Raw genomic sequence first — 26,882 nt, forward strand, 5'->3', positions numbered from 1 at the left:
TGCAAACTAATCATTTTGATTAACTTGTATCTTTTCGTAGAAATAATGTTGCTTTTTTCGTAAAGAAAGTGACATTAGGATAGATAAGAATAAGATAGAGAAAATAATAAGTACGACATATTTAAATATTATCTTTGTCCCGATATACGGACCTACACTAGACCCTAAAAATAAAGTAAATGTATAAAGTGCTATCGCAACTCCTTTTCTTTCTTCACTTATTTGTCCAATATGAAAAATGATAGAAGGTAATACAATTGAAATTCCTGCTGCAAATACGATCGTAGTTATAGAGAGAAAGTACATGTTATCCTCTTTCAAGAACAAGAGTATTCCCGTGCAAGTTATGATAAGTCCTAGTGTAATCATTTTTTGGGCCTCAATACGTGTTATAAAGTTATTTATGAAAGGAGAAATAGACATTCCAATTATTCCAAGGCATTGGAATAGTAAAATTTCATGCCTTGTAAGGTGATACGTTCTTATTAACACATGATGTAAAGAACTATAAATTGCAACGAATGAAAGAAATTGAGTAAAGGTAATTGCTAAACAAATTGCCAAGTAACGATTTTGAAATAATGTAAACATATCAAACCAGTAGGCGATAGATAATGGACGATCACTTTTGATAGATGCAGGCAGAATGAAATATAAAATTGCTCCACATAAAAGATGAATAAAAGCAAAAAGATAAAAAAGAATAGGAAAAGTGTATTGAGATATAAACCAATTACTGAGTATTTGCCCTAAGATGCTAGACGTTGTGAAAGCTGCACTTAAGATTCCGATGACATAGCCTTGACGTTTTGGAATAAATAATTCAAATACATATGCAAGAGCCAAGGGCGTAAATGTAGCTGCTACTATTCCTTGCAGAGCTCTAAGGAACAAAAATAGGTTATATATTTTACAAAAACTGATCGTCAGTGTACAGAAAGACAAAGCGAATAGGCCGAGAACTAGTATGTTCTTCTTACCAAACCGATTAGAAAGAGGAGCGAAAATTAAGAAACCGATAGCGTAGAAAATAGAAAAGATACTGCTTGAGAGATATGCAGTATCTTTAGGGATTTGAAAATGTGATATAAGTTCATTTTCGATTGGAATCATGATGAATCCTTGAGAAACAACGCTGATCCCAGTCGTGCAAAATAAAAATACATATAACCATTCAGGAGCTTTATTAGTTAAGCTACGCATGAAGATCCTCCTTATATTTTATCTGTACTAAAAAGACAGTATAATTTATTGAAATGTGACACATTGTATTTATAGAACTGCGTTCAAATATTTTCTCATCACACACTATTTGAAAAACCGTAAAATAAAGAATTGAAAAATATTTTAAAACTTTTTGTTGACTTTCTTATTTTTTTGTATAGAATAAACATTAATAAAATGTTTCAGAGATGTGACAGTAAAACGACTGTGAAAGGAAGAGTAGTAATAGGACGTAGTCCAAGCGAGTCAGGGGTGGTGTGAGCCTGATACGAAGCCTGTTATGAAGAACCTCCTGGAGTCGCTAACCGAAATCCTTTTTAGGAAAGTAGACTTAGCCGGGAACTTCGCCGTTACAAGAAGAACAGTATCGAGATATCTCTAATCTCCGTACTGAATAAGTGAGCAACCTCTGTTGCTAATTTGGGTGGTACCGCGGAACCAAAGTCTTTCGTCCCAGTTTTTTGGGAAAGAAGGGCTTTTTTTTATTGGTTTCTTTCCTCACTACATCAAAACATTTTAGGAGGAAAACAACATGTACCAAACATTAATGACAGTAAGAGAAACACAAATCGCAATTAAGGAAGTTAAAACATTTTTTGAAGAGCAATTATCAAAACGTCTTGGATTATTCCGTGTATCTGCACCTTTATTTGTAACGAAAAAATCAGGGTTAAACGATCACTTAAACGGTGTAGAGCGCCCAATTGAATTTGATATGCTGCATTCAGGAGAAGAGTTAGAAATTGTACATTCACTAGCAAAATGGAAAAGATTTGCTCTGCATGAATATGGATATGAAGCTGGTGAGGGTTTATATACAAACATGAACGCAATTCGCCGTGATGAAGAGCTTGATGCAACGCATTCCATTTACGTTGATCAATGGGATTGGGAAAAAATTATTCAAGAAGAATGGCGTACAGTAGATTACTTACAAGAAACAGTACGAACAATTTATGGAATATTCAAAGATTTAGAGGGGCATTTATTTGAAAAATACCCGTTCCTTGGTAAGTATTTACCGGAAGATATCGTATTTATCACATCTCAAGAGCTTGAAGATAAATATCCAGAATTAACACCGAAAGATCGTGAGCATGCGATTGCGAAAGAATACGGTGCAGTCTTTATTAGCGAAATTGGGGGGGCGCTGCGCTCTGGTGAAAAACATGATGGACGTGCATCTGACTACGATGATTGGAAATTAAACGGAGATATCTTATTCTGGAATCCAGTACTCCAGTCTTCATTTGAATTATCATCCATGGGTATTCGTGTTGACAGCAAATCCCTTGATGAACAATTAACAATAAAAGGGGAAGATTTCAAACGTGAATATGATTTCCATAAAGGTATTTTAGAGGACGTACTTCCACTTACACTTGGCGGTGGCATTGGACAATCAAGAATGTGCATGTACTTCTTACGCAAAGCACATATTGGAGAAGTTCAAACTTCTGTATGGCCGGATGAAATGCGTGAAGAGTGCAAAAAGCAAAACATTCACTTATTCTAAAAAGAAAACAAGGGTGCAATTGGTAAATATACTATAATTAGAAGAGGATACTATGTCCAATATGAGGGCATAGTATCCTCTTTTTTCATAAATCTCATACTACATATCTAGAGATTGAAAATGTAGTCTAACATGTATATAACGAGAACGGAACAAATGGTCATTTGTTAGGAACGGGACGTAGGCCACAATGGGAGGCGTAACAAGGATCAGGAAGTGAAGGTCTATTCGTGTATAAGAACTCATTAGTTTTCATCCCCCATTGATGGAAGTTTCACTTTATCAATTGTCCGTTGTTAAATTAATAATATTAGAAGTACTGTTTATTCTTAATGCTTGTACTTGTAAATGATTATGTAGGGAGGATTTATTAATTTTCCAAGTCAAAGAAAATCTGTTATTAGTAGTTAGTCTGCCTAACCTTAAAGGAGAATAAGCTCCTTTATTTTTTTAAGCATAGCATGTAAAAGACTATGAAATATTTATAAAAAGTAGGTGGAAACATGACATTAGATTCTCAATGTATTATAGGCTTCCCAGGAATGGGCATGGGCGGTTTCCCAACAATGGATATACCAATTATGCTATAACCTTAATGTCTAATAATTTTATATCAAGATATAAATGACAATGGGTAAAGTTAACCTGATACATCCAGTCTTTCTTCATTAAAGGAGGCTTGAGTTTGAGAAAAAGAAAAAAGGAGAACACATATTTCACATGACTAATATGTGTTCTCTTTTTTGTAGGGATATTTGTGATTTAGGTCTTGACAACCTATCCATCCCTTGTTTCATTTAATTTACTGATACGAGAGGCTCAATTTTTGCCATAAATGATTCGTGAAGTGCTTCCACACCATTTACTAAGTTAAGACGATCAATAACTACAGATACTTTAATTTCAGATGTACTTACCATTTTAATATGGATATTTTCTTCTTGTAACGTTGAGAACATTTTAGCAGCTACACCAGGATTAGATACCATACCTGATCCAACAATTGATACTTTCGCTAAATGATTTTCATATTCTACAGATTCATAGTGCATAGCCTCGCGATTTTCTTCTAATACCGCTAGTGTTTCTTTTAAATCATTCGAATAAATAGAGAAGGATAAGTGTACAGTTCCTTCATTTGTAATACTTTGAATGATAATATCTACATTAATATGAGCGCTTGCTAATGTAGAGAAGATTGTGGAAAGACCTCCTGCTTGTAAGCCTTTAATTGTAACGCGCGTAATATTGTCTTCAAATGCAATACCTTTTACGATTGATTGTTGTTCCATGCTACATTCTCCCCTTACGATTGTTCCGTTTTCTCGTTCCATACTTGAGCGAACTTCTAACATAACATTATGATTTTTCGCAAATTCTACTGCTCTTGGATGAAGTACACCAGCACCTAGGTTAGCCAGTTCTAACATTTCATCATAGGAAATTTCATCTAATTTGTAAGCGTCTGTTACAACGCGTGGATCAGTTGTGTAAACACCTGTTACATCCGTATAAATATCACATTTTTTTGCTTGTAATGCTGCAGCTAATGCGACTGCAGTTGTATCAGAACCGCCGCGGCCAAGTGTTGTAATTTCTTGTTCTGCGCTTGATCCTTGGAAACCAGCTACAACGACAATTGTTCCTTTTTGTAAATGAGATTGAATACGCTCTGTATGAATATTAGTAATTCTTGCGCTGCCGTGTACAGATTCTGTTGTAATACCAGCTTGCCAGCCTGTTAGTGAAATTGCAGCATAACCTTTCGCTTGCAGAGCCATTGTTAATAAAGAAATTGAAATTTGTTCACCTGTTGTAAGGAGCATGTCCATTTCTCGTTTACTAGGCTGCTCCGTAATACTAGCAGCTAAAGATACTAATTCATCTGTGCTATGTCCCATTGCGGACACAACCGCTACAATTCCGTGTCCTCTTTCATATTCTTCAATGACTAAATCCGCAACATGTTGAATACGTTCGATACTTCCAACAGATGTACCGCCAAATTTTTGAACAATAATTTCCATCATGAGAGCCCACTTTCAATTTAATATTGGTTAATAAATTAGGAAAAATGTTGTTAAACATAAGATGGGAAATATAGATCCCTTTCATTCCTGTAAGTTACCGAGAGCAAATAAAAAACACCATCTCAAATAGGTGAGGATGGTGCTGTTACAGGAAAAAGGAAACAGAAAACGGAGCTAATAAAAAAACCGCCAAAAAAGAAGACGATCATAAAGAAATATGATCTCCCTTTTTTGTAGATAGCTCTTCATATATACACCACTGTATATATGACAGTTCTGTTTCTATTCGAAAACAGCCCCAATTTATATGTTCAGAGAAACATATAAATTTCGGCAACTTTTCCTTTCATCTAAGCTCATTGACAATCTCTGTGTCTCCTTTAGAATACTCATAAAAGTTGCAACCTCTATCTCACGTCGTTCGGCGAGAGTGATTGGTTGTATGAAGTTGTTGGTAACATTTGTTCCATAGTAATCAAAATGTTGGAAGAAATCAAGTGGGTTATAAAAATTCAGAAAATTAAATCTATTTAATGGTAAAATGAAAATGATATAAAATATGTTTAAAAGAAGAATTTATAACAATATTTTACAAACGTATTTATTATATAGATTATATGGATGGGGCAGTGTGAATGGAAAAACAAAAACCTATTTATGTGCAAACTGAAATAAAAACAACAATGAATGAACTTTGGAGATATACACAAGATCCAAAGATACATACAGAATGGGATGCGCGGTTTACAGAAATATCGTATTTAGAGAGAAAGGAAGGCGAACCGCAGCGTTTTTTATATAAAACAAAAATTGGTTTTGGACTTGAAATTGCTGGAGAAGGAGAATCAATAGGGGAACTACAAAAAGAAGATGGGGGGCGAATCTCTTCACTGAAATTTTGGACAGACAGTAAGCTTTCGTTGATTACGGTAGGAAGAGGCTATTGGAAGTATACACCGAATGGGAACGAGATTCGCTTTGAAACGCAGTATGATTATGAAACGAGGTTTGGAAATATAGGAAGGTTTATAGATTCATTCATATTTCGTCCGTTATTAGGTTGGGCAACTGCATGGAGTTTTGATGCTTTAAAATTGTGGTTAGAAAAAGGATTCCATCCACGTTTATTATTAAAAAGAGCTGTTACGTATTATCTCGTTTGTTTTTTACTTTCTTTTGTGTGGATTTATCAAGGACTTATTCCGAAAGTTTTATATACTCATCCAGAAGAGGTACGAATGCTTGCTAGTCTTATTGGTGCAACTGATAATGCTGCATGGATTATTAAAATGATTGGCTTTTTGGAAATCGTATTTGGAATCGTGTGGTTGATACCTTTCCAAAAGAAGAAATTGTTTTTCATTCATATTATTATACTATTGGCATTGGCCGCTGTGGCAGGATTCACAAATATTGAAAGTTTTATACAACCTTTTAATCCAATTACTTTAAACATTATGCTGATTGGATTTTCAATAATCGGTTATGTAAATAGTAATAACTTACCGCAAGCAAAACATTGTAAAAGAAGCAGAAAGGGGTAAAAATTTGTCTTCCATTTACGAAACATTATTAGGAGAATCCTATCATCAGTTACATCCAAAATTACAGAAACGTTATGCAATTACAGAAACATATAGTTTTGTAGGAGAAGGAAGGATGGATGAAATTACAGAAGGCTCAGTTGCTGTAAGAATGTTTTTAAAAGTAGCAGCAAAATTCCGGATGTTTTTTTCAGAAAGAGGGGAAGAAGTACCATTTATCATTCAAAATACTGCAGAGAAAGACAATAAAGGAGAGGTATTTGTAACATGGAATCGGATGTTTCTATTTGGTGAAAAAAGGCGTTATTTTAATGCTGTTATGTATTTGAATGATAAACAAGATGAAATTGTCGATTATTTCGGTGAACCACATTTGCTCGTATCGACGCTTGCGTTTCATGTTGATGCAAAAGGAGCAATTCATATTTCATCAAAAAAACAATGGTTCTACTTATGTGGAATGAAAATTCCATTGCCAAGGTTTTTATATGGAGAGGCAAAGATTATAGAAAGTTATGATGACGAATTAGATTGTTATCGGATTTATGTACAAGTGCAAAATCCGATATTAGGGCCGCTTTTCTCTTATAAGGGAACGTTTAGAGAAAGTGGTGTAATTATATGCGAAATATAATAATCGGTCTCATCTGTTATGTCATTTTTCTCATATTAGAGTGGCCAAAGTTACATCCTGTTGAATCGGTTATATTATTGTCAATTCTTCTATTTATCCCGATGGCGTTTTCTATTGTAGATAAGAGAAAAAGAGATGGAGATGAATTATTCTGTTACAAACTTGCAGCATATATATATCCACTTGCGGCGATAAGTGCAATGCTTGCTTTTGTAACAAATCATTTTCTATTTGCGATAATTTGGTTTATATATACGGGCATTGTAGCATTATTTGGTGTAAGTAGATTATTAGAAAGAGGATGGAAACCGCTAGAAGAAACAGCGATTGATAGTGGATTTATGTATTTATTTTTAGGCGGCTTTTGGTTCTTTGTCTCTGTAGCAAACATACCAATTATGCAATTTAGTTCAGATATCGTCTTACTCACAGCAGCTCATTTTCATTATTCTGCTTTTCTACTCCCTTTATCTGCGGGTTTGTTAGGGAGAAAGCAACAAAAGAAAAGTCAATTATATACGATTGTTATGTTTGTTATCATCATTTCTCCGATGACGGTTGCAATTGGCATTACCTATTCGAGAATATTTGAGTTTTTTGCGGTGCTACTCTATCTTATTTCGCTCTATGTTTACGGCATTTTTGTATGGAAAACAAAGTTTACATCTATAAGTGCGAAAGTTCTTCTTATCATTTCGTCTAGTACACTTATGGTGACTATTCTTTTCTCACTTTTATACTCATACGGGAATTTCAGAGGAATGATGACTATTTCTATTGTACAAATGGTTTGGATTCATGGGGTTGTAAACGGAATTGGCGTGGCAGTACCTGCTTGTATGGGGTGGATGATTGAAAAGAATGGTCCGAAATACATTCATTATGGAAAAACGATGAGTCGTATTAAAGGAAAGATGAAAGTTGGAGAGGATGTTTTATTGGAAAATAAGCTAGTAGAGAAGAACGAATATACAGGTCTTATAAATAAAATGATAGATTTTCATAGTAAACAATTTAATCCAAAAAGTGTGTCACCGCTCATTATTGATTTTTATGAGAACACGAAAAACTATGAATTAAAAGCAACTATTTATTGGTCACGTTGGTTTCAAACATTTGCCTTTCTTTATGAAAAAATAAGTCGACGCGTGCAGCAAATTCATTTAGGAATGGGAAATCGGTTAGAGGTTATGTATGGAGAGATTGTTTCTATAAAAGATGAAAAAGACGGTAGAAATGATGTCAGAGCATGGATTCGGAAAAACGAACAGAATGAAACAATCTTTGTAGCGCTTTACTCTCAGAATGAACATAATGGGGAAACATACATGAATATTGCGCTGCCATTACCATATGCGAATATGACTGGAATGTTAAAGCTGCGCAATGATAAGAAAAATCTTATCATTACGAGTCGGTTACGGAACAGTACAAAAGGGGATGAGGGGATTTATTTACATAGCCGCTTCTTTACGATTCGCTTACCGTTAGCTGAAACGTTTGTGATAAGAGAGAAGGATAAAATCACGTTAACAGCACATCATCAAATGTGGATGTTTGGTGTGAAGTTTCTAGAGATTGATTATGAAATAGAAAAAACGATTGCTCGAAAATAGCAATCGTTTTTTTATTGCTAAATAATACGATATAAAATACAAAAATCAATGAAGTTTGATTTTTGGAAAATGATTACATTTAAATGTTATAATGAAATGCAGTATTGTTTTATTTTATGTAAGGAGGGGACATATGCAAGGAGAGATACAAGAGCAAAAAAATTCGAATTATATAAGTAATTTATTATTACCTATTACAAAATCACGTCATTTTACTTTTTTATGGATCGGGCAGCTCTTTTCGGTTCTTGGAAGTTCTATTACAATGGTTATTCTTCCGGTGGTTGTATATACATTAACAGGATCGACAGTCGTTATGGGGATGACAATGGCGATGTATATGCTTCCAAACGTACTTATTTTACCATTTTCAGGATTAATTGTAGATCGCGTTAATCGTGTTAAATTGATGTTATTTACTGATATTGTTCGAGGGATATTAATGACAACGTTAGCAGTACTCATGTTTACTGATACTTTAACGATCCATATTTTATATGTATTAGTAGCGATGTATGGTCTTATGGAAGGGTTATTTCAACCAGCCTATTCAGCAGTTCGAGCAAGGGTGTTTGTGCCGGAAATTCGGAATGCGGCTAACGCGTTAACTCAGATGAGCAACCAAGGCGTACGTTTAATTGGTCCGGCACTTGGGGGCCTCATTGTTTCCATCGCATCAGCAGGTATTGGTTTTGGTTTAGATGCATTGACTTATTTGCTTTCTTTTATGTGTTTACTATTTTTAAGGGATTTGACAACAAAAAAAGCGCAAGACAGGGCAGATAATAAAGTGAACTTTAAAAAAGATTTCATTGAAGGAATTGTAGTATTAAAAAGCCATCCGTGGTTATGGATTACAATTTTAGCATTTTCGTTTATTAATATTTGTCACGCGGGTATTGTAGTCGTCTTAATTCCTTGGTTATTTAATATCCATCATCACTTTGAACCTTTTGTTTATGGCCTCGGAATGGCATTTTCTGGCGGGGGTGCAGTTGTTGCTGCTCTTATTTTTGGAGGGAAACAGAACTGGCATAAACGTGGCTTATTGGCTTATGGTGGTGTTTTAATTAGTGGAATGGCGCTTTTAATAATGCCTTTTGTCTCATGGGCACCAGCATTAATTGGATTAATGGCTATTGAGGGGTTTGGCATTATGATTTTCGGTTTAATTTGGGAAACGAGTTTGCAAGAACTTGTGCCGGAAGAAGCGTTTGGTAGAGTTGTTAGTCTCGATATGCTTGGATCCTTTGCGCTATTACCGTTAGGGTATTTGATAGTTGGATGGTTGGCCAATATAATTGGTGGTATTTTGACTATCAGCATTTTAGCGATTGCGGCTATTGTAGTGGTCCTGACCGCTTTATCTGTTCCGAGTATTCGTCAGTTTGAGTGATGCTTGTTTATATGCCCGTTCTAATTAAAATGATTAACAAAGAAGAAATGCATCATCATCTAGTGCCTTTAATGGGAAGTATGTAAAGTAGAAGGAATTCACCTAAGAAGAATGATAATTTAATATTTTTATTGGGTAATGAATATAGGGTCTTATCTGTTTTCATTCTTAATGAAATAAGAGGAGGTTCTTATGCAAAAATATATACTTCTAGCAAAGTTTAATCGGGAAGGAAATGTAAATATAAAAAATATTAGTGAACGTTTTTCCAATTTACATAAGAACTATGAACGATTCGGTGGACGTATTTTAACTGCTTATGCCATTGTAGGTGAATACGATATGGTTATCACATTTGAAGCACCTGACATATTAGCAGTAAAGAAAATTGATTTAGCAGGAAAATTACCAGGAATGGTAGAAACAAAGATTTTCCCGTTATTAGATATGGACGAATTTCAGCAACTAGTAACAGAAATTTAAGTTATAAGGTGCGGTATTTTCTATTGGTGATTGATTTCATGATTTCTTGTGAATTAATTTTAGCTATCCTTGATATCGAAGGGTAGCTTTTTTGTTTCATGTGGACAAGATGTCTCTTTTTCTAGTTATATTGCTTAGAGAAACATATATTTGATTAATATAGATGAAAAGGAATTAAAATGGATTTATCTCGGCCTTATATTTTAATGATTCAAGTGTAGGAATAATTGATCAAGTTGTCATTAAGTTTTATCAAGATGATATTTAAATAAATGCAATCTTGTTATTGATTGACCGTGTAGCAGTCTTTAGGTCAAGAAAAAAGTCATTAAAAAGTTATTCCCTTTCATAAAATAAAAAGGGGGGGGAGGCGTTTTTGTGTCAGTTGCAAAAAGTAAAACAAAATTTATAATGTTAGAAATGCTACTCGTTATGATAGTTTCTCTTGGAATAACTCTATTTGTTCCGGGGATTGGTCAAGTTTTTACTTTTTTGCCTATTATATACTTAGTCATTGAAAAAGTAATTCGCAAACGAAAATTTTGGGATATTGGGTTTCGGTTCTCACAAACTGCTTCAGATTTAAAAACTCATTGGTTCTTAGCGCTATTTGTAGGAGTTATTATTCCTATTTTGTGTTTTTTATTTGCAAAGTATATGATGCCTGAATACGCACTGCATATAAAAGAGCGTGTGCCAATGATGAGCGCAGCTTTATTCATTCCATTGCTTTTTGGGATTATCGTTGGAACATTTGTGGAAGAGATGATATATCGTGCCTTTTTTCAAGAGCGGTTAAGTTGGTTCACACCCCCTACATTCGCTATTTTGTGTACTTCTTTTGTATTTGGACTGATGCACTTTGCAAAAGGGGATCCCTTAATCGTCGCAATTGATATTGGAATGGTGTTTGTTGATAGTATCTTGTATGGGCTTCTGTTTCATCGAACAAAAAATATATTTGCTTCTTGGATTCCGCACTTGGCATCGGATGTTATTGGAATCATATGTTTAGTATTCTTTTTATAAGGAGTCTGCCTAAAAGTGAAGCTTTTAGGCAGACTTTTTGTATTTATACATAATGGAAGTTTTGCTGTATTGTTTCATAAAAGATTTACAAATAAGTTTGAAAAATTCTCACAAAATATTCACATATGTTCGATATATTAAAAATCGGAATTATAAACTTACATGTTTATACGAAAAGGGAAGAGCAAGTATCATTTAGGGGGGAACAGAATATGTTTGCAAAACGACAAGCGGTAAATCATTCTGCAGAAAAGTATGCAGCTCAGTTGGAAGTCTCAAAAGCACAATCTTTGTATCGAGCTGTATGGCGCTGGCATTTTTATGCCGGTATCATTTTTGCGCCTTTTGTAATCTTATTGACAATAACAGGTATTATCTATTTATTTAAACCGCAAATTGAAAACACCGTATATAAAGATTATTACTATGTACAAGCTGCAAAAGAAAAATTGACTGCAACAGAACAAATAGAAGCAGTTAAAAAAACATATCCGGGTGCTTCTATTACAAAGTACAAGCCTTCCTTTGCATTAGATCATTCAGCAGAAGTTGGAATTGTACATAAGGGAGTGCCAATGACGGTATTCGTAAATCCATATGATGGCAAGATTTTAGGGGATTTAAAGAAAGACGAGAAATTCATGAGCAAAGTGGAGCGGATGCATGGCGAGCTTATGATTGGAACGACAGGAGATCGTATTGTGGAGATGGCTGCCTGTTGGGCGATGATTTTGTTGATTACTGGCTTATATTTATGGTGGCCGCGCAATAAAAAATCAATTTTTGGTACATTAATTCCAAGATTCTCTAAAGGAAAGCGGACGATGTTACGAGATTTACACTCTGTTCCGGCTTTCTGGTTCTCGCTGTTCATTTTTATATTCATAATGACGGGACTTCCTTGGTCCGGATTATGGGGAGATTATATTAATAAAATCGCAACAGCTACAAAAACGGGATACCCGACAGGACTATGGGATGGTAATTTGCCGCAGTCGACTGTTCCATCTAAAGCGGTGGCGGATGTACCTTGGGCGGCAGAGAAATTACCAGTTCCGGAGTCTATGGGAAATAAGGCAGCCTCTCTTGCGGTGGCAGACATTATGAAAATAGTAGAAAAAAATCATTTAGAGGATGGATATTCAATCACATTCCCTAAGGGAGAAAAAGGTGTGTATACGGTATCTGTTAAGCCTGATAATCCGAAAGGGGAAGCAACGTTGCGCATCGATCAGTACAGCGGCAAAATATTGGCAGATTTACGTTTTTCGGATTATGGAATATTGGCTAAGGCAATATCTATCGGGATTGCGCTGCATGAAGGGCGTTATTTTGGATTAACAAATCAGTTATTGGATCTTGTAATCTGTCTTGTGTTGCTGGGGATTTCTGTAACAGGTTGCATGATGTGGTGGAAACGTAAGCCGTCTGGTACGTTAGGAGCACCTTCTTTGCCGAAGAACTTCAAATTAATGAAAGGTGTAGTAGTTCTTATTCTGATACTAGGGATTTTGTTCCCTTTAGTGGGCATTTCGCTGTTTGTAGCTTTGGTGCTTGATTGGTTAGTAATAAAGAGAGTTCCAGTTTTAAAAAAATGGTTTGGCTAATATAGATTATTTATAGCGTAGGGAGAATAGTATGAAAAAGAAAATCTTTTCATATGCAGTAGTAAGTATTTTATTGATAATGGGTATATATTTGTATATAGATCATAATAAAACGAATGAAACAAAAGTTACTTCTACGCCGCCTTGTCATATCAACAAGTAGAGTACAAAAAATAGTGAATCATTTTAAGTAAAATAAGAAAGCCCACTTGCATTTGCAAGAGGGGTTTTTTATTTTTTATCGTAAAGAGCAAATGTAACTTCTGCCTCGCAAGCGGTTTCCCCATCTACTGTAGCAATAGCATGAGCCTTTGCAATTGAACCACGAACACGCGTCATCTCCACTTCTAAACGTAGCTGATCACCAGGACGAACTTGTTTTTTGAAGCGACAATTGTCAATACCAGCAAAAAGACCGAGCTTTCCATGGTTCTCTTCTTTCATAAGCATAATAACTGCACTTACTTGTGCTAAAGCTTCTACAATCAAGGCACCCGGCATAACTGAATAGCCAGGAAAGTGACCGTTAAAAAATCTTTCATTAGTCGCAACATTTTTGATCCCAACTGCACGCTTTCCTTCTTCTACTTCAATGATACGATCAATTAATAAAAGGGGGTAACGATGTGGAATAATTTCTTTAATTTGTTGAGTATTGAACATAAATCCTTCTCTCCTTTATACCATAACCACATATTTTTAGTTATTTTATTTCCGAAAATTACATGTTTGAATATTGACAATAATTAGCACCTAGTACTATTATCTAATTATAATTCTAAGTGTAAAAATAGTAAAGGGGGATAAATGTATGAAATCAAAAGCAAGAATTACAGCTATTGGTACCTATGTACCCGAAAAAAGTTGACCAATGATGATTTAGAAAAAATAGTAGACACAAATGATGCATGGATTATACAAAGAACTGGAATGAAGGAAAGAAGAATTGCTGGTGATAACGAATATGCTTCTACATTAGCTTTTAAAGCTATTGAAAATTTAGTGGAACGTTATCATAAAAATCTTGTTGACGTGGATTGTATTCTAGTTTCAACAACTACGCCTGACTACGCTTTTCCAAGTGTAGCTTGCCAAATACAAGAGTATTTTAATATTCAACATACAGGCGCTGTTGATCTCAATGCAACTTGTGCTGGTTTTACATATGGATTACATCTGGCGAATGGTTTGATTACATCTGGTCTTCATCGTAAGATTCTAGTTATAACGACAGAAACCTTATCTAAAGTAACAGATTATACCGATCGAACTACATGTATCTTATTTGGAGATGCAGCTGCGGCTGTCTTAGTAGAGAAAGATGAAGAATTGTCTAGTTTTATAGCTACCCATATTGGGACAAATGGAGAAGGGGGCATGCATGTATATCGTACGAATTTATCCACCACCATGTTTGGAAATCCATTGAGAACACATGGAAAGATGGTTCAAAACGGAAGAGAAGTATATAAGTGGGCAGCACGGACGCTACCGATTGGGATTAAAGAATTATTATATCAGGCAGAGTTACAACTGGATGAAGTGGATTGGTTTGTTCCACATAGTGCTAATTTACGAATGATTGAATCTATATGTGAAAGATCAGGTTTCCCGCTGGACAAAACTTTAACTAGTGTAGAATACATGGGGGAATACTTCTTCTGTCTCCATTCCATTAGCATTGGACATCGGTATGAACGCAGGAAAGCTGAAAAATGGAGACACTCTTTTACTGTATGGGTTTGGGGGAGGTCTTACGCATGCTGGGCATATTATTAAGTGGCATTTAACAAAGGAATAGGGGATGATGTATCTAGTAGTAATATAAACGTATTTTGTTGCATTAAAAGTCCTTAGATTTGTAAAATTTAAAGACTTTTTTATCTATTGATAAAAGAATTGAACAAAAATGTTTAATCATGATAAAATAATTAAAATTCTAATTATTTTATCTTATTTTTAGACATCATAGTAGGAGGACATGAAGTGAATGCATTTATTAGAAAAAAGTCTATAGACCACTTACAAGAAGAAGGTCGAAAAAGCAATGGATTGAATCGAGTTCTAGGGTTGTGGCAACTTACTGCAATTGGTTTAGGCGGTATAATTGGAGTAGGTATTTTTGTATTAACGGGAGTAGCAGCTTCTAAACATGCTGGACCTGCAGTTATTTTATCTTTTATCATTGCAGGATTAGCTAGTGCAGCAGCTGCATTATGTTATGCGGAATTTGCTGGACTCATCCCCGTTGCTGGAAGTGCATATACCTACAGTTATGCTGTACTCGGGGAAGGGGTAGCTTGGTTAATTGGATGGGATCTTTTACTTGAGTATATTTTAGTAGTTGGAGTAGTTGCTATTGGATGGTCTGGTTATATGCAAGAACTCCTTCAACAAATTGGAATTCATATTCCTGTTTGGGCTCAAGGGGCTCCAGGTACAGGTGCGGGGCATAGAGTAGATTTAATTGCAATGATAATAAGTCTTGCTATTGCCGGTTTATTGACATTAGGTATGGAATGGGGATCTAAATTTAATACCCTCATGGTTATCATTAAGTTAAGTATTATTTTAGTAGTAATTGCTGTAGGGAGTTTCTATATTGATTCTACTAATTGGCATCCTTTTATGCCTTTTGGATTCAAGGGTGTAATGAGTGGTGCTGCTCTTGTATTTTTTGCTGTATTTGGTTACGACACATTAACTACAGCGGCAGAAGAAGCAAAAAATCCACAACGTGATTTACCAAGAGCTGTAGTAATTTCTTTGGTTATTGCGTTATGTCTATATATTGGGATGTCTTTAGTAATTACAGGTATGGCACCATACCATACATTGAATAATGCTGCACCAGTAGCTAAGATTTTTAGTGATGCAGGATTAAAATGGATTACTTTATTTATTTCTGCTGCAGCTATTACAGGTATACTTTCTGTTTTATTTTCGTTCACACTTGCAGGTTCACGAATTTGGTTTGCAATGAGTCGAGATGGATTATTACCAAAATGGTTTACAAAAGTGCATCCTAAATACAAAACACCTCATCGTCCGACTGTGATAATTGGGGTTATTACAGCGATTATATCGGGTTTTACTCCTATAAGTGAAGTGGCTGAATTAGTTAATATTGGTACATTATCGGCGTTTGTTCTAATTTGTTCATCTATAATTGTGTTAAGAAAAAAACGACCGGATTTAGAAAGGAAATTTAAGACGCCTTTAGTTCCTTTTATTCCATTAATCGGAATTTGTTTTTCTCTGTATCTTATTGCTAGTCTTCCTGAAATTACTTGGATTCGTTTTGTGGTTTGGATGTTGATTGGACTAGTTATATATACGTTATACGGAAAAAATAAAAGTAATTTGGCTGGAGATAAAAAATAATTGTAAGTCTTTGTTAATTTGAGTAGTTTGAATCAATCACTACTTTTAATTGTTTTGTTACAATGTTGATTGGTAGGGATTCACTAAATAAAGTGAGTTTGAGTAGTAGGGCTTGTCTGTAATTACATCAGCAATGCGATATGTAGAGGATTACAAAGAAAAGAGGTGCGAATTGCACCTCTTTTTGTCATTCAAGTAGTATTTGATTGGGATGAATGATTTGCTACTTAAGAAAACACCTCATCGATGTTGTGTATTCTCTTTTTCTGTCTTATGCAACTATTTATGCGCAATTCATATGACAAGGCTTGATACAGTGTGAGTCAACTTACATTAAGAGGGAGAAAGTTTGATAATGTTTATTCGATATACTTCAAGGATATTGATGACATAAGTTACTGTAAATGCTTTTCCCTTATATTGGAACTACCCCCATATTTTATAGATGTCGCTAGTTGGAAATTATGTGCGGAATATGACATCGGATCCTATAGTCTTTGAATCGGCTGGATGTGATTGAAATAAGATAAATCTTTACTTACTACAATTAAATGCATTTTCTTTTCATGGTTAAATTCATCTTCTTCTATGGGCTTATTTTTTTCTCTTTGTTCAATAAGGGTATTTAAAAAATATTCTAACAATGGATTGACATCTGTTCTTTTGTTGTTATAATTTATTTCAATCGATGTTAGAAAACCTTACATAGGAGGGTGCTGGATGAAGAAGATTGAAGCAATTATAAGGCCTGAAAGGTTAACGGATACGATTAAAGAGTTGAAAAACATTGGGATTACAGGATTTACTGTATCTCAGGTGGTAGGAAGAGGAAAGCAAAGGGATGCACAAGGGGTGTATCGTGGAAGGAATTATAAAGTTACGCTTCATCCGAAAATAAAACTTGAAATCGTTCTCTCAGACTATATGGTGGAAAGGACGATAAAGACTATTATTGCTTCTGCCCAAACGGGTGAAGATGGTGATGGTAAGATTTATGTTTATCCTATTTTTGAAGCTTATAACATACGGACAGGAAAGTTGGATTTGAGTATAGATGACTTAGCTGAGGAAGGAGGGGAATGACTTGAAGTTAATGTATCTAAATACTGTATGGGTTGTAATAGCCGCAGCAATGGTTTTGTTTATGGAAGGCGGTTTTAGTTTACTAGAAGCGGGTTTGGTTCGAACAAAAAATGCTGTGAATGTAACGATGAAGATTTTTGTGGATTTAACAGTGGGAGCCCTAGTTTTTTGGATGCTTGGTTTTGGTCTTATGTTTGGGAAAGATGCTTTCGGAATAATTGGTATTAATTTATTTGGTAGTCCTGAAAAAATATCTCTAGGAATACAATTGCCTAGTGCTGCTTTTGTGTTATTTCAAATGGGTTTTGCGATTGCGTGTGTATCCATCATTTCGGGGGCGGTAGCTGAACGGATGAATTTTAAGGCGTATATTTTGACGGTGGCTATAGTAACGTTGTTAGTTTATCCAATTTCAGGTCATTGGATTTGGAATAGTGACGGCTGGTTGGCTAAATTAGGAATGAAAGATTTTGCTGGATCGGCTGCGATTCACGCCTTAGGTGGATTTACTGCATTGGCGATGGCGAAGCTGTTGGGTCCAAGAAAAGGAAGATTTAATTCGGACGGCAGCGCGAATGTTTTTGCGCCTAGTAATATTCCTTTGGCTTCTTCTGGAGCATTTATCTTATGGTTTGGTTGGTTCGGTTTTAATGCAGGGAGTACCCTTGATGCCTCTAGTCCAATACTTGCGCCGGTAGCTATCAATACTATGTTGGCGGGAGCGAGCGGTGGTGTGGTTGCTTTATTTATGACGTTGAAAAAGTATGGTAAAGCTGATCCGAGTATGACGATTAACGGTGTATTATCCGGCTTAGTAGCAATTACGGCGGGAGGAGCATATGTTTCGCAGTGGAGTGCTGTAATTATTGGAATTATAAGTGGTTTAATTGTTATGTATGCTACACTGCTGATTGATAATTGGAGAATCGATGATCCGGTTGGTGCGGTTGCTGTACATGGATTCAATGGTGTATTTGGAACGATTGCTGTTGGGTTATTTGATATGACGGACGGTCTTCTAACAACCGGTCATTTTTCACTTCTGGCTGTACAATTATTAGGAGCGATAGTAATTGGTGCTTGGGGAATTTTAGGTGGTATCTTTATTGCGAAGCTATCTGAAAAAACTGTTGGCTTCCGAGTAAGTGAACGTGAGGAAGAAGAGGGGCTTGATATGTCATATCATGGTATACCAGCCTACAATGAATTGGAACGCTTTGTTGATTTGCCTACGAGTTTATATGATTTTGAAGAAACGACTGGGATTAGTGTCGCTCCAATTGATAGTAAGGAAGTTGCAGGTGAAATTGTATAGTAGCCTTTGGCTATTAAAAGTTTGAAATGAAGGATGTAAAAAGCCTTTGTGTACAAAGAGAGTATGTACACAAAGGCTTTCTTTTGTATATGAAATTTATATAAAATCTGAAAACTGATGCTTTGAAAGCATTGAGAAATAATGTCTTACAAAATCATAAAATAGTTTTTCGGAGGGGGGAAGTTCTCGATTTCGAGGAGAAATTAATCCGACTGTCCTCTTTACTTCCGGGTCGAGAATTTGTATTTTCACGGTATTCTTTGGAAGATTTTCATAAAGTGTAATTTCGGGTAATAAAGTGACGCCGATTCCTGCGGAAACTAAGCCTTTTATTGCATCGAGATCTTCGCCTACAAATGGGATATTCGGACGGAATCCTGCTTGCAAACAAGCGTTTACAGCAATTTCTCGAAGGATAAACCCTTCGGGGAAAAAGACAAAGGACTCACCGGCTAATTGATATAGTGAAAGTCGCGTTTGGGTAGCTAAAGGGTGTGTTTCGGGTAATAGCACGACGATTTTCTCCATAAATAGGATATCTCCGTGAATATCTGGGTCACGTGTCGGAACAGGACCGATGAAAGCTAAGTCTATATCTCGTTGTTTAATGGCGTTTATGAGAAAGTTATTAGAGCCTTGTCGTAAATGAAATCCAATATGAGGATACTCCTTTTTAAATGTTGAGATTACATTTGGAAGTGTATGACTTGCCAGGCTGGAAGGGAATCCTACGCGAATCGTGCCTCGTTCTGGATCTAGATATTCGTAAATTTGTTGTTTGGCATTATCAATGGCTTTTAATCCAATCATCGCATGTTCAGCAAATATCTTGCCGATAGGAGTGAGTTTAACATTACGCCCCTCGCGTTCTAACAATGAAACCCCTAATTCGCTTTCTAAATTTGCAATTTGGCGGCTGACAGCGGATTGTGCAACATGTAATGTTTCGGCTGCGTCTGATATATGTTCCTGTTTAGCGACTTCGATAAAATATTTCAACTGTCTGAGTTCCATATATGTATCCCCTTTCATATCAAAATGAGATGAATTGTATCTAAATTATATATTGTTTATATGAATATTGGAAATTAAAATAAAATTATAAATTTAGACGAGATAAATATAGAGAAAAGGGGATACGGAGATGAAGAAAAACTTTCAACCTCAAGGATTATATCATCCGGGCCTTGAACATGATGCGTGCGGTATTGGTTTGTATGCTCATCTGAAAGGAAAAGCCTCCCACGATATAGTTGAAAAAGGATTATATATGCTTTGCCAAATGGAACATCGCGGCGGGCAGGGAAGCGATTCGAAAACAGGAGATGGGGCTGGGATTATGCTCCAAATTCCGCACGCTTACTTACAAGAAATATGCGATATGTCGATTCCGGAACAAGGTCGTTACGGTGTAGGGATGATATTCTTTCCACAAGAAGAAAAAGAAAGAGTGGATTATCAGAAGAAGATAGAAGACATCATTGAAGCGGAAGGACAAATTTTGCTTGGATGGAGAGACGTACCGGTTAATCCAGATGCGATTGGAGAAACGGCACAAGCAAGTCAGCCTTATATGCAACAAGTAATTGTTGGTGCGAGTGTCGATATGAAAGACACAATCGCTTTTGAACGTAAACTTTATATCATTCGTAAAAAAATGGAGAAGTTAGAGCAAGGCGAAGAAAACGGGTTATACGTTGTAAGTTTCTCAAGCCGGACAATCGTGTACAAAGGTTTGCTGACTCCAGATCAAATTCGTGCATTCTACTTAGACCTGCAGGATAAAAGGTTTGCTTCTGCGTTTGCTTTAGTACATTCACGCTTTAGTACAAATACTTTTCCAAGCTGGGAACGTGCCCATCCTAATCGCTATTTAGTTCATAATGGTGAAATTAATACGCTGCGCGGAAATATTAATTGGATGAAAGCAAGGGAGAAGCAGTTTGTTTCGGAAGTGTTTGGAGAAGAATTGGAGAAGGTATTACCTGTTATTGATATGAATGGAAGTGATTCTTCTATTTTAGATAATAGTTTTGAATTTTTTGTATTGGCAGGTCGTACGCCTGCTCAAGTTGCGATGATGATGATTCCAGAGCCATGGGTTTATGAGGACGAGATGGATCAGGAAAAAAGAGCTTTTTATGAATATCACAGCAGCTTGATGGAGCCGTGGGATGGACCGACAGCGATTTCCTTCACTGATGGTAAACAAATTGGTGCGATTTTAGACCGTAACGGTCTTCGTCCGATTCGGTATTATGTGACAAAAGATGATTATATTATCCTTTCCTCTGAAGTAGGGGTTATTGATGTGAAACCTGAACAAGTCGCTTACAAAGATCGACTAAGTCCAGGGAAAATGCTGCTAGTTGACATAGAAGAAGGCCGAATCGTTTCGGACGAGGAGATTAAACAACAGATAGCAAAAGAACAGCCATACCGTCAATGGGTAGAAGAGAATTTAATAAGAGTTGATGAGTTGCCAGAAGCAATAGAGAATGAAGCATCTGTTGAAGATGTATTCGCGCAGCAAATTGCGTTTGGTTATACGTATGAAGATGTGACAAAACATATCATTCCTACAGTGGAAGAGGGAAAAGATCCAATTATCTCGATGGGTACTGATACACCGCTGGCTGTGTTATCTAATCGTCCGCAACTGCTGTTCAATTACTTTAAGCAATCCTTTGCGCAAGTAACGAATCCGCCAATCGATGCGATTCGTGAGTATGCGGTAACTTCAATGGTAACATTCCTAGGAGGAGAGGGAAATCTTTTGCACCCGGATGCGCAGGTGATGAAAAGAATTCGATTAGAAACTCCGATTTTATCTAATATTAATTTTCGGAAGATTACAAATAATACACATCCAGAATTTCAAGTAGCGACGCTTTCTCTGTTGTTTCAAAACAATTTGGAAAAGGCACTGAACGAATTATTCCAAGCGGCGGATCAAGCAATTGAATCCGGCGCGAGGCTGTTAATCTTGTCTGATCGCGGATTAAACAAAGTATTTGCAGCGATTCCGACGTTATTAGCTGTAAGTGGCCTACATCACTATCTCGTTGAAAAAGGAACACGCACAAAAGTGAGCATCCTTTTAGAAACAGGTGAAGCAAGAGAAGTGCATCATTTCGCTATGCTGATCGGCTATGGGGCAGATGCTATTTATCCGTATTTAGTTTTCGAAACATTAAAGCAATTGATTCAAGATGAATCCCTTTCCATGGATGAACAGCAGGCGGAAAAGAATTTCATTGCCGCTGCAACAGATGGTGTTATAAAGGTAATGTCTAAAATGGGAATTTCTACAGTGCAAAGTTACCGGGGGGCACAAATCTTTGAAGCACTTGGAATTGGCTTATCGGTGATTGAGAACTATTTCAAAGGTACGCCTTCAAAAATTGATGGTATCGGCTTAGATGTCATTGAGCAAGAAGTGTTATTGCGCCACGAGAAAGCATTTTCAGAAGCAGTTTACGAAGATAAAACGTTAGAAATAGGAAGTGATTTCCAATGGAGAAAGCATGGTGAATATCACGCCTTTAACCCAGGAACGATTCACATGCTGCAACAAGCTTGCCGAGCTGGAGACTATGAATTATTTAAAAAATATTCCGAGCAGGCAAATAAAGAGCAGATGGCATTTTTACGTAATCTCTTTACATTTAAGAATGAACAACAGTCTATTTCAATAGAAGAAGTAGAATCCGTAGAATCTATCGTTCGCAGATTCAAGACAGGGGCGATGTCTTATGGCGCTCTTAGTCAGGAAGCGCATGAGGTGCTCGCGATTGCTATGAATCGTTTAGGTGCAAGAAGCAACAGCGGTGAAGGCGGAGAAGATCCGAAGCGTTATATTCCTGACGCAAATGGAGATTTACGCCGCAGTGCAATTAAACAGGTTGCATCGGGACGTTTCGGTGTAACGAGTCAATATTTAGTGAATGCGGATGAAATTCAAATTAAGATGGCGCAAGGAGCAAAACCAGGGGAAGGCGGACAGCTGCCGGGTAAAAAAGTTTATCCGTGGGTTGCAGAAGTACGGGGAGCTACGCCAGGTGTTGGTTTAATTTCTCCGCCGCCGCATCATGATATTTATTCCATTGAAGATTTGGCACAACTAATTCACGATGTGAAAAACGCCAATCCATCCGCACGTATTAGCGTAAAACTCGTGTCAAAATCCGGGGTTGGGACAATTGCTGCAGGTGTAGCGAAAGCCGTTGCAGATGTAATTGTAATTAGTGGTTATGACGGAGGAACAGGAGCGTCTCCTCGGACAAGTGTGAAACATGCCGGAATGCCTTGGGAACTTGGATTAGCGGAAGCTCATCAAACGTTGTTAATCAATCAACTGAGAGATCGTGTCGTGATAGAAACGGACGGGAAGTTGATGACAGGGCATGATGTCATTATGGCCGCACTTCTTGGAGCAGAAGAGTTTGGATTTGCTACAGCTCCTCTAGTTGTATTAGGGTGTGTAATGATGCGTGCTTGTCATAAGGATACATGCCCAGTCGGAGTGGCGACTCAAAATCCAGAGCTGCGCAAGAAGTTTATGGGCAGTCCGGATGATATCGTTAATTTCATGCTATTTGTCGCGCAAGAAGTACGTGAGATTATGGCACAACTTGGCTTTAGAACAGTAGAGGAAATGGTAGGAAGAACAGATATACTAACTACTAGCGAACAGGCAGCTTCGCACTGGAAAGCGAAGCACCTAGATTTATCGGCAATGTTGTATCAGCCGCCTAACGGAGCAGTGCGGACGTTTAAACGCCCGCAACAGCATAAGCTGGAGCGGTCTTTAGATGTCCGTGAAATTCTTCCGCTATGCGAAACAGCAATTCGCGAGAAAAAACCAGTGGAGATTGTATTGTCGATCCGCAATGTTGATCGTGTAGTTGGAACAATTCTTGGCAGTGAAGTGACGAAGCAATGCGGGGAAGCAGGATTGCCTGAAGATACAATCCAGTTATATTTCAACGGTTCAGCGGGGCAAAGTTTTGGTGCATTTGTGCCGAGAGGAATTTCGCTTCAGTTAGAAGGCGATGCAAATGATTTTGTTGGTAAAGGATTATCTGGCGGGAAAATTATTGTTCATCCGCATTCGAAAGCAAGCTTTTCTCCAGAAGAGAATGTCATTATTGGAAACGTAGCGCTTTACGGAGCAACTTCTGGCGAAGCGTATATTTACGGCCGAGCTGGAGAACGCTTTGCGGTAAGAAATAGCGGTGTTCAGGCGGTTGTTGAAGGAGTAGGCAATCATGGCTGTGAATATATGACAGGCGGTCGCGTTGTTATTTTAGGTTCTGTCGGCAAAAACTTTGCGGCAGGGATGTCCGGCGGTATTGCCTATGTGCTGGTAGAAGATAAAGAGGCATTTGCTGCAAAGTGTAACCTTGAGATGGTGCTTTTAGAAGAATTGAAAGATGAAAAAGAGATGAAAGAGGTTGCTTATTTGATTTCAAACCACTTCCATTACACAGGAAGCTTGAGGGCGGCTCATATACTAGCAAACTGGGATGAATATGCACCTTGTTTTGTAAAAGTGATTCCAAGTGATTACAAACGAGTGGTAGAAACAATGAAAGGCTTAATGGAAGCAGGGATGAGTGAGGAAGAAGCTACTCAGGCGGCGTTTGAAGCCAATACGAGTCAGGTAAAGGTTTCTATAACAGGAAATGAAAAAAAGGTTATAGTGTAGGAGGAAGAGATCATGGGAAAATCTACAGGATTTATAGACTACGTACGAGAAGACGCGCAAGAACGTGATCCTCTTGCACGAATTCAAGACTGGAAGGAATTTTCTGTTCGATTATCAGATGAACCGTTACGTACGCAAGGATCCCGCTGCATGGATTGCGGGACTCCTTTCTGCCAAATGGGAACAGAAAGGAGAGGATTAACATCGGGCTGTCCGGTACACAATCTGATTCCAGAATGGAATGATCTTGTATACCGGGGCAGATGGAGGGAAGCATTAGGACGATTATTGAAGACAAATAACTTTCCTGAATTTACTGGACGTGTTTGTCCAGCACCATGCGAAGGATCATGTACAGTTGCAATTAACGATCCGGCAGTTTCCATTAAAAACATCGAGCGAGCTATTATTGATAAAGGCTTTGAAGAAGGATGGGTGACACCGCGTCTTCCGAAAGCGCGTACTGGAAAAAAGGTGGCTATCGTCGGATCGGGTCCGAGCGGTCTTGCTGCCGCAGATCAACTCAATCAAGCCGGGCATTCTGTCACTGTATATGAACGAGCTGATCGAATCGGCGGTCTGCTCGTGTATGGGATTCCGAGTATGAAATTAGAAAAAGAAGTAGTGGAGCGCCGTGTGAAGCTGCTAGAACAAGAAGGCATCTGCTTTATTACGAATATCGAAATTGGAAAAGACATTACAGCAGCGGAGTTGAGAGCAGAATTTGATGCTGTTGTACTTTGTACAGGCGCTCAAAAGCAACGCGATTTAGTTATTGAAGGTCGTGAATTGCAAGGTGTCCATTTTGCAATGGAATATTTAACGAAGTCTATAAAAAGTTTGCTAGATCCCGATTTTACTAATGTCATTGATGCTAAGGACAAGGATGTTATTGTAGTTGGCGGTGGAGATACAGGAGCTGACTGCGTTGCGACAGCGTTAAGACAAAATTGCCGCAGTGTCGTGCAATTCGGGAAGCATCCGCAATTACCAGAAGAGCGTGCATGTGATAATCCGTGGCCTGAGTTTCCGTTAACATATACAGTGGAGTATGCGTACGAGGAAGCGGAGGTGAAGTTTGGTGAAGATCCGCGCGTATATTGTATTCAAACGAAGAAATTCGTAGGAGATGAACAAGGATGCTTAAAAGAAATTCATACGATTCAAATGGAAAAGTGTAAGGATGAAAACGGCAAGAGTATTTTCCAAGAAATTCCGGGAACTGAAAAAGTATGGCCAACGCAGCTTGTATTAATTGCAATTGGTTTTGAAGGTACAGGACAGACAGTTGTTAATCAATTCGCTCTAGAGACAGACGGACGAATGATTAAAGCGGAGTATGGAAAATATACAGCTTCTGTTCAAGGGGTATTTGCAGCGGGTGATGCAAGAAGGGGACAAAGCCTCATCGTTTGGGCGATTAATGAAGGACGCGAGGTTGCTCGTGAAGTGGATTGTTATTTGATGGGGGCATCTGTTTTACCATAAAAGGAGCTTATATAGTTTGTAGTAATTAAATTAAAAAATACCAAAATATTTCTACTCAGAAATCCTTACATGAATATGATATACAAAAAAGACACTGAACATATCCAGTGTCTTTTTTGTTCAGGTCTTAAATTATCCCGCATTAAGGGGCAGTAAGACTCACTACTCACGGAAGTTTCACTTTATATTTCTTGGGAATTTGTAAAGGTTTTTCTTAAAAATTTTTTTTGACCCCCTTAAAAATGAAATTCCTTGCGAAATAAATATAGATGGAAGCCGTATAGGAGTGAGAACAATTAGAGTTCCTGCGAATGGTTTTGTATTTATTTTTTTAGGTCTTATTGTTGCTATTTATAAAACATTTATAGACAACACAGATGGGTATGTTATGGACGTTTATTTCACGTGTGAAGTCTATGGAAAACAAAACTGAGTGATAACTACGTGCGTATGTAGTATATAAATTTTACACTTATACTGGTCTTATAAATTGAAATTCACTTTAAAACCATGGAAACCGTACTAGAAAGGGAGATTCACTTTGAAAGAATTTACTGTTTGCTATACTTTGGATAATGATATTAAAAAGGAAAAAATAATAAAAGGGTTAGATGTTAAAAAGGAAGAGGTTATACAAGAAGTTTTAAAAAAGATGGAACATGGCAAGTTTTTTGTCGCGAAAAGTGACGAAGGGGATTATATAATCCATTCTTATTTAGTACGTTATGTACGTATTATAGATGAGAGAGTTTTAGGACAAATATAATACACATAATTTAGTAGATAGTAAGCTTACAAAAGGGGCTTATTTAACGGTTCTTCA

The 26,882-nt window shown here is 37.0% G+C and carries 18 protein-coding genes, 1 pseudogene, 1 riboswitch and 1 other annotated feature; of the genes and pseudogenes, 15 read left to right on the forward strand and 4 right to left on the reverse strand.

Going from position 1 to position 26,882, the window contains the following annotated elements:
- Positions 1-6: 6 nt before the first annotated feature.
- Positions 7-1,203 (reverse strand): MFS transporter, encoded by a 1,197-nt coding sequence (locus ACFQZ1_RS08285; protein WP_377881650.1) that lies wholly within the window; start codon positions 1,201-1,203, stop codon positions 7-9.
- Positions 1,204-1,422: 219 nt separating this feature from the next.
- Positions 1,423-1,683 (forward strand) — a binding site (T-box leader).
- A 73-nt stretch (positions 1,684-1,756) separates the two neighbouring features.
- Between ACFQZ1_RS08285 and asnA the strand changes: the two genes are divergently transcribed.
- A complete protein-coding gene (gene asnA / locus ACFQZ1_RS08290; RefSeq protein WP_377881652.1) occupies positions 1,757-2,740 on the forward strand; it encodes an aspartate--ammonia ligase in 984 nt (327 codons plus the stop codon).
- 797 nt (positions 2,741-3,537) lie between these two features.
- On the opposite strand, the gene ACFQZ1_RS08295 is transcribed toward asnA, so the two are convergent.
- On the reverse strand, positions 3,538-4,767 hold the full coding sequence (locus ACFQZ1_RS08295; protein WP_377881685.1) for an aspartate kinase: 1,230 nt from the start codon (positions 4,765-4,767) through the stop codon (positions 3,538-3,540).
- A 233-nt stretch (positions 4,768-5,000) separates the two neighbouring features.
- A riboswitch (Lysine riboswitch) is annotated at positions 5,001-5,188 on the reverse strand.
- 217 nt (positions 5,189-5,405) lie between these two features.
- Between ACFQZ1_RS08295 and ACFQZ1_RS08300 the strand changes: the two genes are divergently transcribed.
- The 7 genes from ACFQZ1_RS08300 to ACFQZ1_RS08330 all read left to right on the forward strand — a co-directional run bounded on the left by ACFQZ1_RS08300 (position 5,406) and on the right by ACFQZ1_RS08330 (position 13,079).
- Positions 5,406-6,314, forward strand: a complete 909-nt coding sequence (locus tag ACFQZ1_RS08300) for a DoxX-like family protein (protein ID WP_377881654.1) — start codon at positions 5,406-5,408, stop codon at positions 6,312-6,314.
- A gap of 4 nt (positions 6,315-6,318) precedes the next feature.
- Positions 6,319-6,948: a DUF4166 domain-containing protein gene (locus ACFQZ1_RS08305; protein WP_377881655.1), complete on the forward strand. Its 630-nt coding sequence runs from the start codon at positions 6,319-6,321 to the stop codon at positions 6,946-6,948.
- Positions 6,936-8,564, forward strand: coding sequence for a YndJ family protein (locus tag ACFQZ1_RS08310; RefSeq protein ID WP_377881656.1), 1,629 nt, complete (start codon positions 6,936-6,938; stop codon positions 8,562-8,564). Before ACFQZ1_RS08305 ends, ACFQZ1_RS08310 begins: the two co-directional genes overlap by 13 nt.
- Before the next feature lie 133 nt (positions 8,565-8,697).
- A complete protein-coding gene (locus ACFQZ1_RS08315) occupies positions 8,698-9,960 on the forward strand; it encodes an MFS transporter (RefSeq protein WP_377881657.1) in 1,263 nt (420 codons plus the stop codon).
- A 192-nt stretch (positions 9,961-10,152) separates the two neighbouring features.
- The gene (locus tag ACFQZ1_RS08320; protein WP_377881658.1) at positions 10,153-10,443 is read left to right on the forward strand and encodes a GYD domain-containing protein; all 291 of its coding nucleotides are present in this window, start codon (positions 10,153-10,155) and stop codon (positions 10,441-10,443) included.
- Between the two features lie 378 nt (positions 10,444-10,821).
- A complete protein-coding gene (locus ACFQZ1_RS08325) occupies positions 10,822-11,472 on the forward strand; it encodes a CPBP family intramembrane glutamic endopeptidase (RefSeq protein WP_377881659.1) in 651 nt (216 codons plus the stop codon).
- 212 nt (positions 11,473-11,684) lie between these two features.
- A complete protein-coding gene (locus ACFQZ1_RS08330) occupies positions 11,685-13,079 on the forward strand; it encodes a PepSY-associated TM helix domain-containing protein (protein WP_377881660.1) in 1,395 nt (464 codons plus the stop codon).
- Between the two features lie 231 nt (positions 13,080-13,310).
- Here the strand turns inward: ACFQZ1_RS08330 and fabZ are convergent, their stop codons facing one another.
- Positions 13,311-13,742 carry a 3-hydroxyacyl-ACP dehydratase FabZ gene (gene fabZ / locus ACFQZ1_RS08335; protein WP_377881661.1) on the reverse strand — a complete coding sequence of 144 codons (432 nt, stop codon included), beginning with the start codon at positions 13,740-13,742 and terminating at the stop codon, positions 13,311-13,313.
- 148 nt (positions 13,743-13,890) lie between these two features.
- Here fabZ and ACFQZ1_RS08340 point away from each other — a divergent pair.
- The 4 genes and pseudogenes from ACFQZ1_RS08340 (at position 13,891) to ACFQZ1_RS08355 (ending at position 18,861) form a co-directional block, all read left to right on the forward strand.
- Positions 13,891-14,880: pseudogene (locus ACFQZ1_RS08340) on the forward strand (beta-ketoacyl-ACP synthase 3).
- Between the two features lie 185 nt (positions 14,881-15,065).
- Positions 15,066-16,463 (forward strand): amino acid permease, encoded by a 1,398-nt coding sequence (locus tag ACFQZ1_RS08345; RefSeq protein ID WP_377881662.1) that lies wholly within the window; start codon positions 15,066-15,068, stop codon positions 16,461-16,463.
- 720 nt (positions 16,464-17,183) lie between these two features.
- A complete protein-coding gene (locus ACFQZ1_RS08350; protein WP_377881663.1) occupies positions 17,184-17,546 on the forward strand; it encodes a P-II family nitrogen regulator in 363 nt (120 codons plus the stop codon).
- Position 17,547: 1 nt separating this feature from the next.
- Positions 17,548-18,861, forward strand: a complete 1,314-nt coding sequence (locus ACFQZ1_RS08355; RefSeq protein ID WP_377881664.1) for an ammonium transporter — start codon at positions 17,548-17,550, stop codon at positions 18,859-18,861.
- 96 nt (positions 18,862-18,957) lie between these two features.
- Here ACFQZ1_RS08355 and gltC read toward each other — a convergent pair whose 3' ends face one another.
- Positions 18,958-19,875 (reverse strand): glutamate biosynthesis transcriptional regulator GltC, encoded by a 918-nt coding sequence (gene gltC, locus ACFQZ1_RS08360; RefSeq protein ID WP_377881665.1) that lies wholly within the window; start codon positions 19,873-19,875, stop codon positions 18,958-18,960.
- Positions 19,876-20,005: 130 nt separating this feature from the next.
- On the opposite strand from gltC, the gene gltB reads away from it, so the two are divergent.
- The 3 genes from gltB to ACFQZ1_RS08375 all read left to right on the forward strand — a co-directional run bounded on the left by gltB (position 20,006) and on the right by ACFQZ1_RS08375 (position 26,825).
- Positions 20,006-24,571, forward strand: a complete 4,566-nt coding sequence (gene gltB / locus ACFQZ1_RS08365; RefSeq protein WP_377881666.1) for a glutamate synthase large subunit — start codon at positions 20,006-20,008, stop codon at positions 24,569-24,571.
- A 12-nt stretch (positions 24,572-24,583) separates the two neighbouring features.
- Entirely contained in the window at positions 24,584-26,059 is a 1,476-nt protein-coding gene (locus tag ACFQZ1_RS08370; protein ID WP_377881667.1) for a glutamate synthase subunit beta, read from the forward strand.
- Between the two features lie 541 nt (positions 26,060-26,600).
- Positions 26,601-26,825: a hypothetical protein gene (locus tag ACFQZ1_RS08375; RefSeq protein WP_377881669.1), complete on the forward strand. Its 225-nt coding sequence runs from the start codon at positions 26,601-26,603 to the stop codon at positions 26,823-26,825.
- Positions 26,826-26,882 lie beyond the last annotated feature (57 nt).

Origin of the sequence: Bacillus sp. CGMCC 1.60114 (assembly GCF_042676365.1) — a bacterium.
Taxonomy (GTDB): domain Bacteria; phylum Bacillota; class Bacilli; order Bacillales; family Bacillaceae_G; genus Bacillus_A; species Bacillus_A rhizoplanae_A.